Below are 14,099 nucleotides of genomic sequence, written 5' to 3'. Positions count from 1 at the left end.
TCGCGGAATCGGCCACAATCAGAAAATATTCTCCACAATGGAGCGTAATCCCGGTAGGGTTTCACAGGTAAAAGAACCGAAAGAAATTTTTATGTTTAAACAAATTTTGATTGTTTCGTCTGCGTTTATTGGACTTGTGGTCGGTGCAGGATTCGCATCTGGGCAGGAGGTTCTGCAGTACTTTGTCGCCCACGGTACCTGGGGAATCGTCGGTGCGGCGGTAGCGACATTGATGATTTCTGTCATCGGCGTGGTTGTTCTTCAACTGGGCTCATACTTCCTTGCGAAGGAACACTCCATTGTTTATGACCGTGTGGCTCATCCGGTCATTTCTCGTTTGCTTGATGTCTTCACCACTTTTGTTCTCTTCTGCATGGGCGTGGTGATGCTCGCAGGTGCAGGAGCGAATCTGAACCAGCAATTCGGTATTCCGAACTGGCTCGGAAGCATTATCTTGGGTGTCATTGTTTTTGCGGTGGGATTCCTCGACACTTCGAAAGTCACGACCGTTATCGGTGCAATTTCCCCTTTTATTATCGTGTTAATCATTGTTGCTTCCATCTACGCTTTCACCCACGTCGACGGTTCAGCAGCACAGATGAGTACTGAAGTTCAGACTATCACCCCGGCAATTAACAACTGGTTCTTGTCATCACTCAACTATGTCGGTATGAACTTGGCGACAGCAGTGGCTATGGCGCTCGTGATGGGTGGAAACTTCCTCTCCATCCGCGTCGCTGGCTGGGGCGGTGCCATCGGCGGAACTGCTTTCGGTGGTTTGGTGATTTTGACTGTCGTCTCACTGTTCGTCAAGGCTGAAACAGTCAAGAATGCTCCGATGCCGATGCTTAAGCTTGTTGATTCGATCCACCCCGTAGCTGGAACCATGATGTCGGTAGTGATTTTCGGGATGATCTTCAATACCGCGATTGGTATGTTCTACGCGCTTTCCAAGCGTGCAACCGTGAAGTATCCTCGTTACTTCAACGTGGCAATGGCCTTGCTTATCCTCATTTGTTACGGCGTTTCATTCGTCGGTTTTGAAGTTCTCGTTAACAAGGTATTCCCGATCGTTGGCTGGGTGGGTTTGGCTCTTGCCGGTATTTTGACTGTGGCCTGGGTTCGCTCGAATAAGGAGATTCGTGCTGAGTCCAAGCGACGCCGCCGCATTCGCTCGCTGCTTGGTCGGATGTGGACCGCTGGCGTGCACTTCTCCCACCTCGATCGTCTGCGTTTGCGTCAACACCTTGCAGCTTCAAATATCGACGATCGCCGGATGCATCGCCGCATGAGCCGTGAGGTCGTTGCCGATCTTCAGAACGACGAGACGAAAGACGTCGAAGAACGTTGGGAAGAAACTGAAGCACGTTGGGACGAAGAGCGTGAGAAAGTCATCGCTGAAGCTGCTGAGAATGAAGCGCGTGCAGCTGCTGGTGAGACTCTGCCCTCGGAGGGTGGCGTTGGGGCGTCCCTTGCGCCTGAAGCGATTGATGCGCGTCCGACGTCGGTGGCCAACTCTCAACCGGTGATTCCTGCCCCTGGCTTTGGAGCAGGAGAGACGTCGGCGGCAGCTGAGCGACGAGTCGATTAGCTCTAGGCATATCAGCCGCCCGCCTGACGCGGTATGTCAACGCGTGCGGGTAGGGTAGGGACGCTCGGATTCTAGGAGGAAATGACAATGTCGGCGAACGCAACAAGGTCATCGATCGTGATGGCCGCGGGCACATTGGTGTCGCGACTACTTGGATTTGTGCGCTCACCACTCCTGCTCGGCGTGGTCGTTGGCGTCAATTCCATGGCGGCGGATGCTTTCGACATTGCAAATAAGCTCCCGAATCTGATCTACATGGCGGTGATCGGCGGCGTCGTTAACGCCGTTCTGATCCCTGCTATTGTGCGCGCAATGCGTGACGGTGAAGAAACAGGCGCGGCTTTCATTAATAAGATTCTGACACTTGCGGCTGTGGGCTTGGGGGCGATCACACTGGCATTGACCTTAGCCTCTCCTTGGCTGGTCAAGATCTTTGCCTCATCGTTGCCAACGGATTGGCATCATGTGGCCGTGGCTTTCGCCTTCTGGTGCGTCCCTCAGATCTTTTTCTATGGCATGTACACCGTTATTGGCCAAGTGCTGAATGCGAAGGAAAACTTCGGCCCCTACATGTGGGCGCCGGCGTTGAATAATGTGGTTGCGTGCTTGGGCATTACCGCGATGATTATGATCTATGGCTCTGCGACGTCGGCAATCACAGGGACGGCGTCGGTATGGACTTCTGGCCGCATTGCCTTCCTTGGTGGCGTGTCCACGGCAGGCGTCGCTGCCCAGGCTCTTATTTTGCTTATTCCACTTCGACGGCTCGGTGTACGTTGGCGCCCCGATTTTTCCTGGCGAGGAGCTGGGATCGGAAAATCAGCTCGCGTGTCTACGTGGGTTTTCGCCGAAATGGCTGTCGGCATCATTCCGACAATTATTTTGACGAATATTGCAGCTCAGGCGGCAACTCGAGGTGACGCTGTGGGTATTGATCGCTCGTATATTGCCGGAAATGCGGGGTATTCGGCGGCCTATATGCTTTATTCGTTGCCACAATCCTTGATCGTCGTATCCGTGGTAACGGCAATCTTCACCTCGCTGGCAAAGAATGCTCAAGCAAAGAACCTTGATGCCATTCGTCGTGACTCTACTCGAGCGCTACAGGTGATCGGAATGTTGATGTCCTGGTGTACGATTGGCCTCATCGTTCTTGCGCTACCGTTGACCCGGCTCCTTATGGCGACGGTACCGATGAGTCAAGCAAGCGCAGTCGCTAATGTTTTGATAACGATGTCGTTGGGTCTCGTGGGAGTTGGCGCTTCGACAGTTCTTAACCGTATTTACTACGCGTATGAAGACACTCGCGGCGCATTCATGATAGGAATTCCGCTGAAAATCATGGCCGTGGTCGGCTACCTACTATCAGGTATGCTCTCACCGTCGCTGACTGTGGCGGGAATCGGATTGACGATGGCTATCACCAACACAATCTCAGTGCCACTCATGCTGTGGGATTTGCGCCGACACATCGGCAAGGTCGCTCTATGGCCAATCGTCTGGACCTACATCCGGTACTTCGTCATTTCGGTCATTTCCAGTTTCTTTGGGATTATTATTTTATCGAATCTGACAACGAGGGTTGATCTTCCGCTCTCGTTGGCTGCGCTTCAGATTGTGGTGGTTGGAACGGCGATGACAGCGGTCTTTTTCATCCTCTCGAAGTTGTTGGCAATGCCGGAGGTCGTCTATCTTGAGCGGATGGCCTTTGGTATTTTGGCGAAGTTCGGCATCACACGAACCTCGCCGCAGCTTGCGCGCCATGGAAGGAAAGAACATGATCGATAATGTGTTACCGGTGATTTTCGGCTACGACATTTCCGCCTATTCCTTTGCTCGGCTGTTCCACGAGTATGGCGGCTACCGTTCGTTGGTGGTCGCCGACGCCGATCGAGGGCCGATTCAATATTCGCAGCTTTTTGATGTACGAAAGATTCCTCACCAGGTGCGTCAAGACGAAGATCTTTTTTACGCTGAGTTAGCGAAGATCGAGGAAGAATATCCTGATCGCCGGCTCCTCCTCTTGGTCAATACAGATGATGAGGTGGAATTTGTGTCGCACCACCGCGGGCGCTTGGCGCGGTGGATTATTCCGTATTCGAGCGAAGATGTGATTGAGCGCGCATCAAATAAAGATTCCATGGCTCAGCTCATCACAAACCTTGGATTAGCTGTTCCTGCCCGCATCGGTATTACTATTGCTCCGCAGACGGATACCGACGTCGCGAATAAGCCACAACATTCGCAGGAAAATGATGCTTCAGCGTCGGCAGACCGTATGCGCGAACGGTGGGCGCAAAGTCTGCACACTCTTCAGTTTCCGGTGATCGCGAAGCCTCAAGACGCTCGATTCTCCCTGGATCGTTGGTGGAATCAGGGCCTGCGTAAGGTGAAAGTTCTGCCGACGTCGGCTGAGGCTCTCTGTTGGTTCGACGAACTCATGCGCAATGGCGTGAACACAAACTTGATCGTCCAAGAACTCATTCCTGGCCACGATACCGCGCAGTGGTTAGTCAATGGCTATGTCAACTCTGCTGGTGAGATCAGTGCGATTGGAAGTGGGCATGTCTTGCTGGGGTTGCATCAACCGGCGTACATCGGGAATGCTGCGATTGTTTTGCTTGAGAAAAATGACGAACTCATTGATCAAGCCGCTCAAATTGTGAAGGCTACTGGCATCAGGGGCTTCTTCTCGATGGATGTCAAGATCGATCCCCGTGACGGCACTGCATACTGGCTTGATCTCAATCCGCGTATTGGGCGTGGGCACTACTATCTCAAGGTCGGAGGTGTGGATCTTGCAAAGGCTGTGATCGATGACGTCGAGGGGCGGTCTGGACAGTTCCAGACCAATTCGACGACGGGAATTTTCTCTATTATTCCGCAGGCAATTGCTACACGTAAATACGTTCCTGACGCTGAACTGTGGCAGAAGGTGAAGGACGCGCGCAAAGTGGCAAAGGTAGATCCGCTTGCATACTCACAAGATCGTCACCTCAAACGTTGGATTTACCGCACGCTTCACGGGGTCAATGAAGCGCGTCGTATGCGTCAGTTCTACCCTAAACCCACGTACACAGGGTTCTAGATCGGTGCCGTTGACGGAATAACGTGAGCCCGTGGCTAGCCCTAAGTTTGGGGCTAGCCACGGGCTCCACGTCTTGATCCAGTGAAGGTGGGTATCAGATCGCGGCTTGTGTCAGCTTCGCGGCGAGGGGAGAGATCACGAGCTGGTACGTGCCGATGAATTCCTCGACATTGCCGTTCAATAGCCGCTTGAACTTCACAACAGACGCATCTGGCGCATCGGGACTGAAGTTCCCCGAAACCCCGAACGTGTTGTATGTATCGAGACCGTGTTCGACTGCCCAGCGGAAAAGCGATCCTTCAACGGGGTAGTTTCGTGCGAACTGGACAAATCGTTTGTCCATGCCACCGAGTAATCCCACGAGTTCGTTCCCACAGCGGAATGCCAAAGCACCATTGATCGCGATCTTCTCTCCATACTCATCGAGAGTTGCTTGTGCTTGAGAACGTTGGGCGTCATTCTGCTCAAGCGCCTTCTTTTGCTGAGCGAGTTCAGTGTCACGCTTAGCCGTCTGCTTACGTGCTTCGAGAGTCGCAATGCGCTCTTCAGTTGCTTGGCGATCGGCGTCGAGCTCTTTAAGGTAGCGAGCCGGATGCATATAGGCAATACAGAGGAAGCCGTTCTCTGGCCCGACATCTTTCATCAGCTCGCTGAAGAGTGCGATCTGGTTGGCCGAAAGATCAGCCATCTCGTGTCGATCTTGCGCGGCTGAGAAAAGCCCAGTGAAGGTATCCCATGCCTGCGGACCTTCAAACTTTACTTCGACGCCGTAGCGTTCAGTATTGCGGAAACGGCGGCGTAGCGTTTTCGAGATTGATCCGATCGCTTCGTCGAAATTCATCCCGGCGATATTTTTGGTGTAGATGTAGCGAATCTGTACGTCAGAGCGCTCATAGAACTCAGCATCAACATATGAAAACCCACAACGACGAAGCAGAGCATCCGCGTGGGTACCTTGAGGAAGATCTTCCTCAACGATCTCAATATCTTCGTAAGCGTTCTTCGCCACGATCGGGTTCACATCGACTGTGAGTACGTTTCGCTTTGCTTTGAGATATGAACGCAGGCCATCGAAGAATGCTGTCACACCGGCGTCGTCGCTCCAATTCAATGTCGGCCCGTAGGTGAGATGCGCCTTGCGGAAGAATTTCTTCCACGGCTGGTATGTCAGCACACCAGCACCGGTGACAGTCCCGGAGGAATCCTTGATTCCGACGAACTCGGCTTGTGCGCCGATAGCTATCTTCGCATCAACATAGGCGGGGAGCTGGGGGATAAAGTGGCGGCGGTTCGCAATAAACGTTTCGTATTCGGATCGAGTCAGCGTCACAAAATTCATGTTTCCCATTCTTCCTTATTTTCGCCAGTAATAGGGGTAACGGAGCCAAGTCGGTTCCGCATTGATACGTCGCCAGTGTCGATCTGGAAGCCTGTTCGCAGGCTGGAATGATGTGAGGTTCTGGAACGTCAGTGAGAATGTCCTTGGACATACAAGTGGTGGGAGCACACCTGGCAAAGCCGAGATGTGCTCCCACCACTGCTGTAGTGAATCGTTATGCTCGCTTCCTGGAAACCACCAGTGTGCCGCCGACAGCGAGTGCCATCAGCATGAGTGCCAGTGCTTCCGCAACTCCGCTAGCGCCGGTATGAGAGAGGTTTGAAGGGAAACCGGCAGCCTTGAGCTCGGAACTTGTCGGAGTACAAGGCTTGCCCGACGCCGTCTGCCACTTGCCCTGTGGCACCGATTGGGCAGCGTTTGCAGTTGTTGCTTGCGCGCCTGAAAGCACCTGCGGCCCGAAGTCGAAGTGACCCGAGTTTGCATTTCCGGTGCCACCGACGTTGAAGGTCAAAGTGGTCGAACCGGTGATGCGCTTGCCATCTTTGGTCGTCGCTGACATTGTGAGGCCGACTTTGTAGATGCCAGGCTTGGAGAACATCCAGTTCGGGTGAACGTGGGTATTCGCTGGGATCGTGGCTGTGCCACCTCCACGGTTACCGTTGCCAGAGAACCACAGATCGCCCACGATTTGGCCGAGCTGGGAGCCAGAAGTGTAAACTTCCATCATTCCCGGCCCGGAGAAAGACGTCAGAGAAATTGAGGTCGATCCTTTGATGTTCTCCAACGCGGTCGGATGCTGAGTATTCATTCCCACCCAGGGCACACCGTTAACCTGCGCAGATGAAATCATCCACACTGTGGTGTTCTTCGGGATGCCGCCAATGGACTGCGGAGTGCTTGTCTTTCCTGCGTTACCAATCCCGAAGGTGAGCGAGGTAGGAGAGACCCACTTAGCTGGGACAGAACGATCATCCTTCACCAGGGGCACGATGTTCATGCCCGCTTTTCCTGCTGCTGGCTGAGCCGCTGCAACAGTGCGTGCCGACTTGTCAGGGACGAAGAGGCAGGCTTCACGAGTGGAAGCACCGCTTGCTGCCGGAGCGAAGGATGCACCCGAGTTGGAGACACCAGTGTTGTCATCGCCGGATTTCCCTGACTGCCCGTGATTGCTGGTGTGCTGGTTGTTGTCAGCAGAATTATCGTGTTCGTTTCCTGTCTTTTTCTTGCCGGATGCGGTCTTCCCCGCTAATGCTTTCGTTTCATTCGGGAGCTTGGTGGAATCTCCCACGATGAATGTGTAAACGCCAGTATTCGACTTGACCGCTGCTCCACCTTTCTTCGGGGTGGACTCGGCATGGACAGTGAAACGGTAGATGCCGGGAGTTTCAAACATCCAGTTCGCATGAACGTGAGCTGGGGTCGCTTGATTGATGTAATCACCGTTGGAAAGATTGAAATTACCAGACTTCAGGGCTGGCTTTGCATCGCCGAATGGGCCGCTGAGGAACAGGAATGCTCCGCCGGGTCCTTCCACTTTGTCAAAGACAATCTTTGTTGCCTCAAAGTCGGGGCGAACAGCTCCTGTGTCCCAGCCGGGCCATACCATCTTCTTGGTGTCTGCGCCGTTTGCTGGCAGGAAGAACCCTTGTTTTGGCAACGTGGACGGGAAAGTGTTAGGAGTGTTGATCTGACGATCGTCCTTAACACGTAGCGCAATACTCTCAGGCTTATGCAGTTGCGGCTTTCCTTTGGTATCTTCCTTTGCGCTCAAAGTGATTTTGCCGTCCTTGGCGACAACGTTGAAGAGATCGAAGTGGCCGTGATCGAACACAGTGACCTGGCCTGCTTGAGGCGCTGCTGGTTTCTTGTGTTCATTCTGCTTTGCAGCGTCGTTCTTCTCTGCGGGCTTATCCGAATCTGAGGGTTGACCTGGATTCGTGAGTGAACCATCAGTTGCCTTCGGTTGAGGTGTCTCGTCACCGATAAGCCACGTGTAGGTTGCTTCGTTGGACACGATACGAACGGAGTCTGCCTTAGGTAGCCCCATCAAAGCGCCCGCTGCAAGCGCGCCCTTCGCGTCAGACGCTTGAACTGTCATGGTGTACACGCCAGGAACGGTGAACAGCCATGAGGTGTGAACGTGCATTGGGGTTTTTTGCAAGATTGCGTCGCCCGAGTTGAGTTCCATGTTGCCATCGACAAGTGGAGAGATAATCTTGCCGTTCGCAGACGGATGGAACATGAACACCTTGCCATTCTTTGGCGTAGTGACCTTATTGAAATTGATCGAGATGGGTCCAAACTGTGGTTGAACAAGGGAGGTGTCCCATCCTGCGAACGGTGCATAAGTTTGGTCATCGCCACTGCTGGACAGGAGGTAACCCTGTGGTGCGGTCTTTCGGGCAAGGCCATCTGGAATATTCTGTTTCGATTTGTCGCTCACACGCAAGAAGAAGCTCTCTGGTGCACGCAAAACGGGTTGTCCGCCGGTAGTGTCGTCCTTGGCGTTGAGGATGAGTTTCTTGCCCTGGGCAACAACGTTGAACAGATCAATGTGTCCGCTGGAGAGCTCAAGCTTCTTTGCCGCGGGGTGTGAATCGTGGTCGCCATTGCCGGATGTATTGTCAGCCGGAAGTAACTTTGTCCACGGGATGGAGCCTTTGTCTGACGGAGTGGTGTTCTCCGGATTCGGCTGGACCTTCTTGTCGAGTTCAGACAGATCGCCTGCGGCGTCCTTGTGAGGATCAGCAGGGTTGGGCTTAACAAACCAGTTGTATGTCTTGACTGCTGATTCAATTTTCCCATGTGTGCTGTCGGCGACGGCCTTGACCTTTATGACGTATTTGCCTGGCTTGGTGAAGACCCAATGGAGGTGCTTATGGAACGAAGGTGGCACGGAGTATGTCGCCCCATCTTCGACGTAGTACTTCTTATTATCCAAGAATGGAGCAGGGAGAGCCTTGAGAGCTACTGGATCGAAACCGGAGTTATCGATGAAAGCAAGTTTTCCTGGGCCGGTAATAGATTCAAAGACAACTTTTGCGTTCTTTAAGCCATTCTTTGTGTATCGGTTTGAGGCGAAACCTGGGTAGAGGCCATTTCGTGCTTTCGTCGAGGGAGAGATGTAACCAGCAGTTTCGCCGCCTGGGAGGTTGTATCCTAAGCCGGTTTGGTAGGTATCGGCCTCCATAATAAACCGTGCGGACTCAGGGGTACGAACGACGTTTCGATCGGTAATATCTTCCTTCGTCAAAAGATCAATTCGTTTGGGTCCAAAAGCGTAAATGTAGAAGGCATCGAGATGTCCACCTGTGAGGTCGACGGGGTTGCTGAGCGGCTCCCACGACTCTTCTTGGACTTCCGTTGATTCAGATGATTCCTTGTCACTGTCGTCAGCGTCTTCGTCGTCCTCGTCCTCGTCTTCATCGGTGGCTGAGGTGTCGTCCGAATCCTCGTCGTCGACAGACGTCTTAGTATCGTCCTCGTCAGTCTTGGATGAGGTATCGTCGTCGGAATCCTCATCTTTGTTGTCGCTTTCAGTTGTCTTTTCAGGATCCTTCACCGTTGTTGTTTTTCCGCCGAGATCCTCGGCTCGAACACCCTCGGGGCGATCTTTTGCCGTTGGGTCATCGCCAAGGCTCTTGACCTCAAATGTCTGGGACTTATCGGCGTCAGACTTTGTTACCTCATAGGTTTGGGTGACTGGAGTACCCTTGATGACCTTGCCATCTTTGACTCCCAGCGGAGTCGCGGTGAACGTGTACTTTCCTGCGTGCTGGAAGTACCACGATCCGTGAGTGTGGCCGAAAACGGGAAGGTATGAACCGTTTTTCACAAAGTATTGGTCGCCCGCCAGGACAGGCATAATCTTTGTTTCGTCAGTGGGGTGGTTGCCATAAATCGAGAACTCGCCCGGGCCCTTCACATCGCTGAATAGCACACCGTTAGCGGTGAAGCCGTTGCTGCTGGGGACACCGCTCCAACCGGGCGAGAAATATTCGCTCTGGCTTGTTGTGTAATACGCCTTGTGCCCGGTCTGAGCGAAAACCTCGAAGTTCGGTTTATCTTCTTCGTCGAGGCCAGAATTGGGATCATCGATGTAAGCGGTTTTGTCGATCACAAAGGTGGCATTGCCGTTATATGTATTGTTGCGGAGGCCGTTTTTCACCTGAATCGTGGGAACACCGGAGACGGTTACGATTGAAAAACCGTCGGTGTGGTCACGGGAGAATACGTTTCCCTCTGTGGCGCTTGCTGTCACAGGAGTTATTGACATGAGAGCAAAGCTAGCTACCGCCGCGGTTGCCGCGGCTTTGAGCGCTTTCAGTTTCATTCGTATTTCTTTCTAATCTAATGCTGTGAGCATGAGGAATCGATAGAAATTCCTAAGGCGATGATAACAAAAATGATTACTATTCTCATATAGATGTGGGTGAGAAATTTTCACTCCTGGAATCGGCCAGCGGGCGCCTGTATCAACGCTGGTATGATTGTGATATGTCATTAGCCGCCATGGAACTTGATTCTTTTACGTCACCTTTCGCCCATGAGGCGCTTGCACTGTATCGCGAAGCATTTCCTCCAGCTGAACGAGTCCCGGAAGATGACATCACACGGCTCATTGGTGAAGGCAAGATCCAGGCGACGGCCTTCCATGATGGTGATGCTTTTCTTGGTGGCACAATTTCCATGTGCTGGGACGATATCTTCTATCTCGTATTCCTCGCTGCTCACTCCCAACAGCGAGGCCGCGGAGTAGGCAGTGCAATCCTCAAGTACTACCGCGATCTTTACCCTCAACACCGGCATATCCTCGAACTAGAAACTCTTGATGATCCCCACGCCCCGAATCCGCAACAGCGTGTGGCACGTGAGCGTTTTTATCTGCGTCACGGATTTAGTTATGCGGGCTTTTCATCGATCGAAGAAGGCGGAGTCTTCGATTTCCTGATTCGCGGCGGGAATATCAGTCTGGGTGAAGTGAAAGAAATGATCGAAGACAAAATCGGTGCTTGGCAGGTTGAACTCATCGAACGCCCTCGCACGAGTGCCACACATTTTGTGTGACGTTCGTAAGAAGGTGACTTCTTGCCGTACTCGGCCCAACTCAGAGTCCTAAAATGAAAATGTGAGGGAAGAATTACTCCAGAGGTTCTTGCGCTACAGTGCAATTGAATCGCAATCAAACGCAAAAGCCAACCAAGTCCCATCCACACCCGGACAATGGGACATGATCCGTCTGCTCGAATCTGAGCTCAAACAATTAGGTGCACACAATATTTTCGTGGACGCGCACGCCTGCCTCACAGCAGTTTTTCCAGCAACCGGCGTCGGGCCGTCCATCGGTTTTTGCGCTCACGTCGATACTGCCGACGTCGGGCTCTCGCCGCGTGTCAATGCGCAAGTTCACCACTACGAAGGTGGAGATATTGATTTAGGGAACGGCACGCTGTCAGTTGCCGAGTTTCCTGAGCTTGCACGCTACGTGGGGGACACCGTCATCACCACTGACGGTACTTCGGTGCTGGGTGCAGATGACAAAGCTGCGATCGCGGAAATGATGACAGCCTTTGGACGTTTGGCAGATTTCCCTCATGGAGAAGTCCAGGTTGCGTTTGTTCCTGACGAAGAGATCGGTTTGCGTGGCGCAAAAGTCCTCGATATGAATCGATTTCACCCTGATTTCGCCTACACCCTCGATTGCGGGCCGGTGGGCGAAGTTGTATGGGAAACATTCAATGCGGGATACGCACATATTGAGATCACGGGAGTGGCGGCTCATCCGATGAGCGCAAAAGGTGTTCTTGTTAATCCGTTACTCATTGCGGTCGACATCGCCAATGCCTTTGATCGCAGTCAGACTCCTGAATGCACCGATGGCCGTGAGGGGTATATCTGGGTTCAGGAAATGGAGGGTAACCAAACACGTGCCACGCTCACCCTCAATATTCGTGACCATTCACGCCAAGGCTATGAAGAAAAGAAAGAGCGCGTCCGTATCGTCGTCGCCGACGCACGCGCACGCGAGCCGCGCGCTCAGATCGAGCTTACGGAAGAAGACACGTACGCGAATATTGCCGATTCGATGACAGATGACAATCGCGTCGGCTTAACGCGGCTTCTTGACGCATGTGCGCGAACCGGCATCGAAGTGAAACCGACCCCCATGCGCGGCGGCACTGATGGCTCGTATTTCTCTACTCTCGGTCTTTTCACGCCGAATTTTTTCACTGGCGCTCATAATTTTCATTCACGTCATGAGTTCCTACCCCTGGGATCGATGGAATGTGCAACGCGCATTATCCTCGAGCTCGTTTCTGCGAACCAACACAACTGAAAGGGAAAAGTTGATAGAGCTACTTTCTGCGCAACCACTCCTGACCGTCTTCCTGGTGGTTACTCTCGGTGCGCTCCTCGGAATGATCCCCTTCGGGCCGCTCAAACTCGGCGCTGCCGGCGCACTGTTTGTTGGCCTTCTAGTGGGCAACTTTGTCCCTGAGATGGGGAAAACTCTGGGGCTTGTCCAGAGTCTGGGGTTAGGTTTGTTCGTCTACATGGTTGGCATTAGCGCTGGACAGACGTTCTTTTCCGATTTGCGACGACAAGCGAAATTCATCTTTTCGTCTGTACTGGTTCTCGGCGTCGGCGGCGCTGTTGTCGTCTTCTTAGGCAATGTGCTGGGGCTCTCGCGTGATCTTGGCATTGGTATCTTTGCCGGTGCAATGACGACGACCCCAGCGCTCGCGGCTGCCACTGATGCTGCAACGAATAAGGATGCACCTGGCGTGGGATATGCCCTCGGGTACCCGATGGGTGTGATCGTGGCGATCATCCTCGTATCAATCGTGGTGGGACGCAAGTGGGGCGAGAAGAATGACATCCCATCTCGTTCTGGAGACCATCTCTCCGCTGTCACTGCCATTGTCCACCGTCCAATGCCTGTGCGTGAAGTTCCTGGATGGAAAGAGCAGCAAGTGCGCCTGTCCTACCTGCGACGAGGGGATTCGGTTCGTGTGATTTCTCCAGGCGAAGAGTTCATTGAAGGTGACCGTGTCGTTGTGGTCGGGATGGCCGACGATGTCGATGTTGCCGTCGATGCGCTCGGTGAAGTGGTTCCTTCCCATCTCGCTGATGACCGTTCAACAGTTGATTTCCGCCAATTCCTTGTCTCTAATGATGATCTTGCCGGACGGAGCGTTGTTGAGCTCAATGTTGGTGGCCGCTTCGGGGGTGTAATTACACGTATTCATCGAGGTGACATTGAAATGCTCGCGGCTGACGACATGAACCTCGAACTGGGGGATCGTGTACTCGTGGCCTTCCCTCGCCGAGAATTTGATGCGTTGAGCTCCTTCTTTGGTAACTCGGTACGCCGCATCTCCGAAGTCGATGCAATTCCCATGGGCTTAGGCATGGTTCTAGGCTTGTTGCTGGGTATGGTTCAGTTCACCCTTCCGGGCGGTAGCTCGTTCTCGCTGGGAGCAGCTGCTGGTCCGCTCGTTGTCGGAATGATCCTCGGATACCTTCAGCGCACGGGGCCGATTGTATGGCAGCCGCCGATGGCTGCGAATTTGACCATTCGTCAGCTCGGTCTGTTACTCTTCCTCGCCGCCGTCGGCATCGCCTCCGGACCGGCTTTCGCAAAAACGGCTTTCACTCCGCAAGGCTTGCGTGGTGGTCTACTTGGCCTAGCAGTTGCCGTTATTGTTCTTGCGCTCACCGCAATGATGGGTAAAATCCTCGGCTTGTCTGCTCAGCGCACTGCCGGAGCGATGGCTGGCATCCTCGGACAGCCCGCCATCTTGGCGTACGCGCAGGGGAAGGTCAACGATGAACGTATCGAGTCTGGTTATGCCGCGCTCTTTGCTTTTGGAATTATCGTCAAGATCATCCTCGTCTACCTTCTTGTTGCAATCTAGCGATTGTGCTGGTTGTGACGAAGAAACAGCAAAAGCGATCAAAACACTGATCGGTTTGTATGAATTTCGGGCAACACACCCGATAACTCGCCGTTTTGCCCGCTTATCCGTTAGCTTTTTACATAGCGGTTCAACCGAACCCGTCAGACATATCCGTTTTAT

The 14,099-nt window shown here is 53.2% G+C and carries 8 protein-coding genes; 6 read left to right on the top strand and 2 right to left on the bottom strand.

All coding sequences use genetic code 11. The features are described 5' to 3' along the window. The first annotated feature begins 91 nt into the window (after window positions 1–91). The 3 genes from ACTOVJ_RS01775 (at window position 92) to ACTOVJ_RS01765 (ending at window position 4,679) form a co-directional block, all read left to right on the top strand. Complete coding sequence (locus ACTOVJ_RS01775) at window positions 92–1,591, top strand: YkvI family membrane protein (protein WP_449501109.1); 1,500 nt, start codon at window positions 92–94, stop codon at window positions 1,589–1,591. Window positions 1,592–1,678: 87 nt separating this feature from the next. After that, window positions 1,679–3,379, top strand: coding sequence for a murein biosynthesis integral membrane protein MurJ (gene murJ / locus ACTOVJ_RS01770; protein ID WP_449503925.1), 1,701 nt, complete (start codon window positions 1,679–1,681; stop codon window positions 3,377–3,379). Beyond that, complete coding sequence (locus ACTOVJ_RS01765; protein ID WP_449503926.1) at window positions 3,369–4,679, top strand: carboxylate--amine ligase; 1,311 nt, start codon at window positions 3,369–3,371, stop codon at window positions 4,677–4,679. The genes murJ and ACTOVJ_RS01765 overlap by 11 nt, the downstream gene beginning before the upstream one ends. A 94-nt stretch (window positions 4,680–4,773) precedes the next feature. Here ACTOVJ_RS01765 and ACTOVJ_RS01760 read toward each other — a convergent pair whose 3' ends face one another. Continuing rightward, entirely contained in the window at window positions 4,774–6,027 is a 1,254-nt protein-coding gene (locus ACTOVJ_RS01760) for a peptidoglycan bridge formation glycyltransferase FemA/FemB family protein (RefSeq protein WP_449503445.1), read from the bottom strand. A gap of 205 nt (window positions 6,028–6,232) precedes the next feature. Further along, window positions 6,233–10,351 (bottom strand): TIGR03773 family transporter-associated surface protein, encoded by a 4,119-nt coding sequence (locus ACTOVJ_RS01755; protein WP_449503927.1) that lies wholly within the window; start codon window positions 10,349–10,351, stop codon window positions 6,233–6,235. 164 nt (window positions 10,352–10,515) lie between these two features. On the opposite strand from ACTOVJ_RS01755, the gene ACTOVJ_RS01750 reads away from it, so the two are divergent. The 3 genes from ACTOVJ_RS01750 (at window position 10,516) to ACTOVJ_RS01740 (ending at window position 13,937) form a co-directional block, all read left to right on the top strand. Further along, window positions 10,516–11,085, top strand: coding sequence for a GNAT family N-acetyltransferase (locus tag ACTOVJ_RS01750; protein WP_449503928.1), 570 nt, complete (start codon window positions 10,516–10,518; stop codon window positions 11,083–11,085). A 61-nt stretch (window positions 11,086–11,146) separates the two neighbouring features. Next, window positions 11,147–12,355, top strand: coding sequence for a peptidase T (gene pepT, locus ACTOVJ_RS01745; protein WP_449503929.1), 1,209 nt, complete (start codon window positions 11,147–11,149; stop codon window positions 12,353–12,355). A gap of 10 nt (window positions 12,356–12,365) precedes the next feature. Further along, entirely contained in the window at window positions 12,366–13,937 is a 1,572-nt protein-coding gene (locus ACTOVJ_RS01740; protein ID WP_449503930.1) for an aspartate:alanine exchanger family transporter, read from the top strand. The last annotated feature ends 162 nt before the right edge of the window (window positions 13,938–14,099 follow it).

The organism is Arcanobacterium sp. (ex Cirak et al. 2026), from assembly GCF_053585065.1.
This window is presented reverse-complemented; position numbering and strand designations above follow the sequence as displayed.

Bases quoted from the DNA above. Each gene is read 5' to 3' on its own strand.
- ACTOVJ_RS01775 (WP_449501109.1), top strand. From the start codon at position 92: ATGTTTAAACAAATTTTGATTGTTTCGTCTGCGTTTATTGGACTTGTG.
- ACTOVJ_RS01750 (WP_449503928.1), top strand. From the start codon at position 10,516: ATGTCATTAGCCGCCATGGAACTTGATTCTTTTACGTCACCTTTCGCC.
- ACTOVJ_RS01765 (WP_449503926.1), top strand. From the start codon at position 3,369: ATGATCGATAATGTGTTACCGGTGATTTTCGGCTACGACATTTCCGCC.
- ACTOVJ_RS01760 (WP_449503445.1), bottom strand. From the start codon at position 6,027: ATGGGAAACATGAATTTTGTGACGCTGACTCGATCCGAATACGAAACG.
- ACTOVJ_RS01755 (WP_449503927.1), bottom strand. From the start codon at position 10,351: ATGAAACTGAAAGCGCTCAAAGCCGCGGCAACCGCGGCGGTAGCTAGC.
- murJ (WP_449503925.1), top strand. From the start codon at position 1,679: ATGTCGGCGAACGCAACAAGGTCATCGATCGTGATGGCCGCGGGCACA.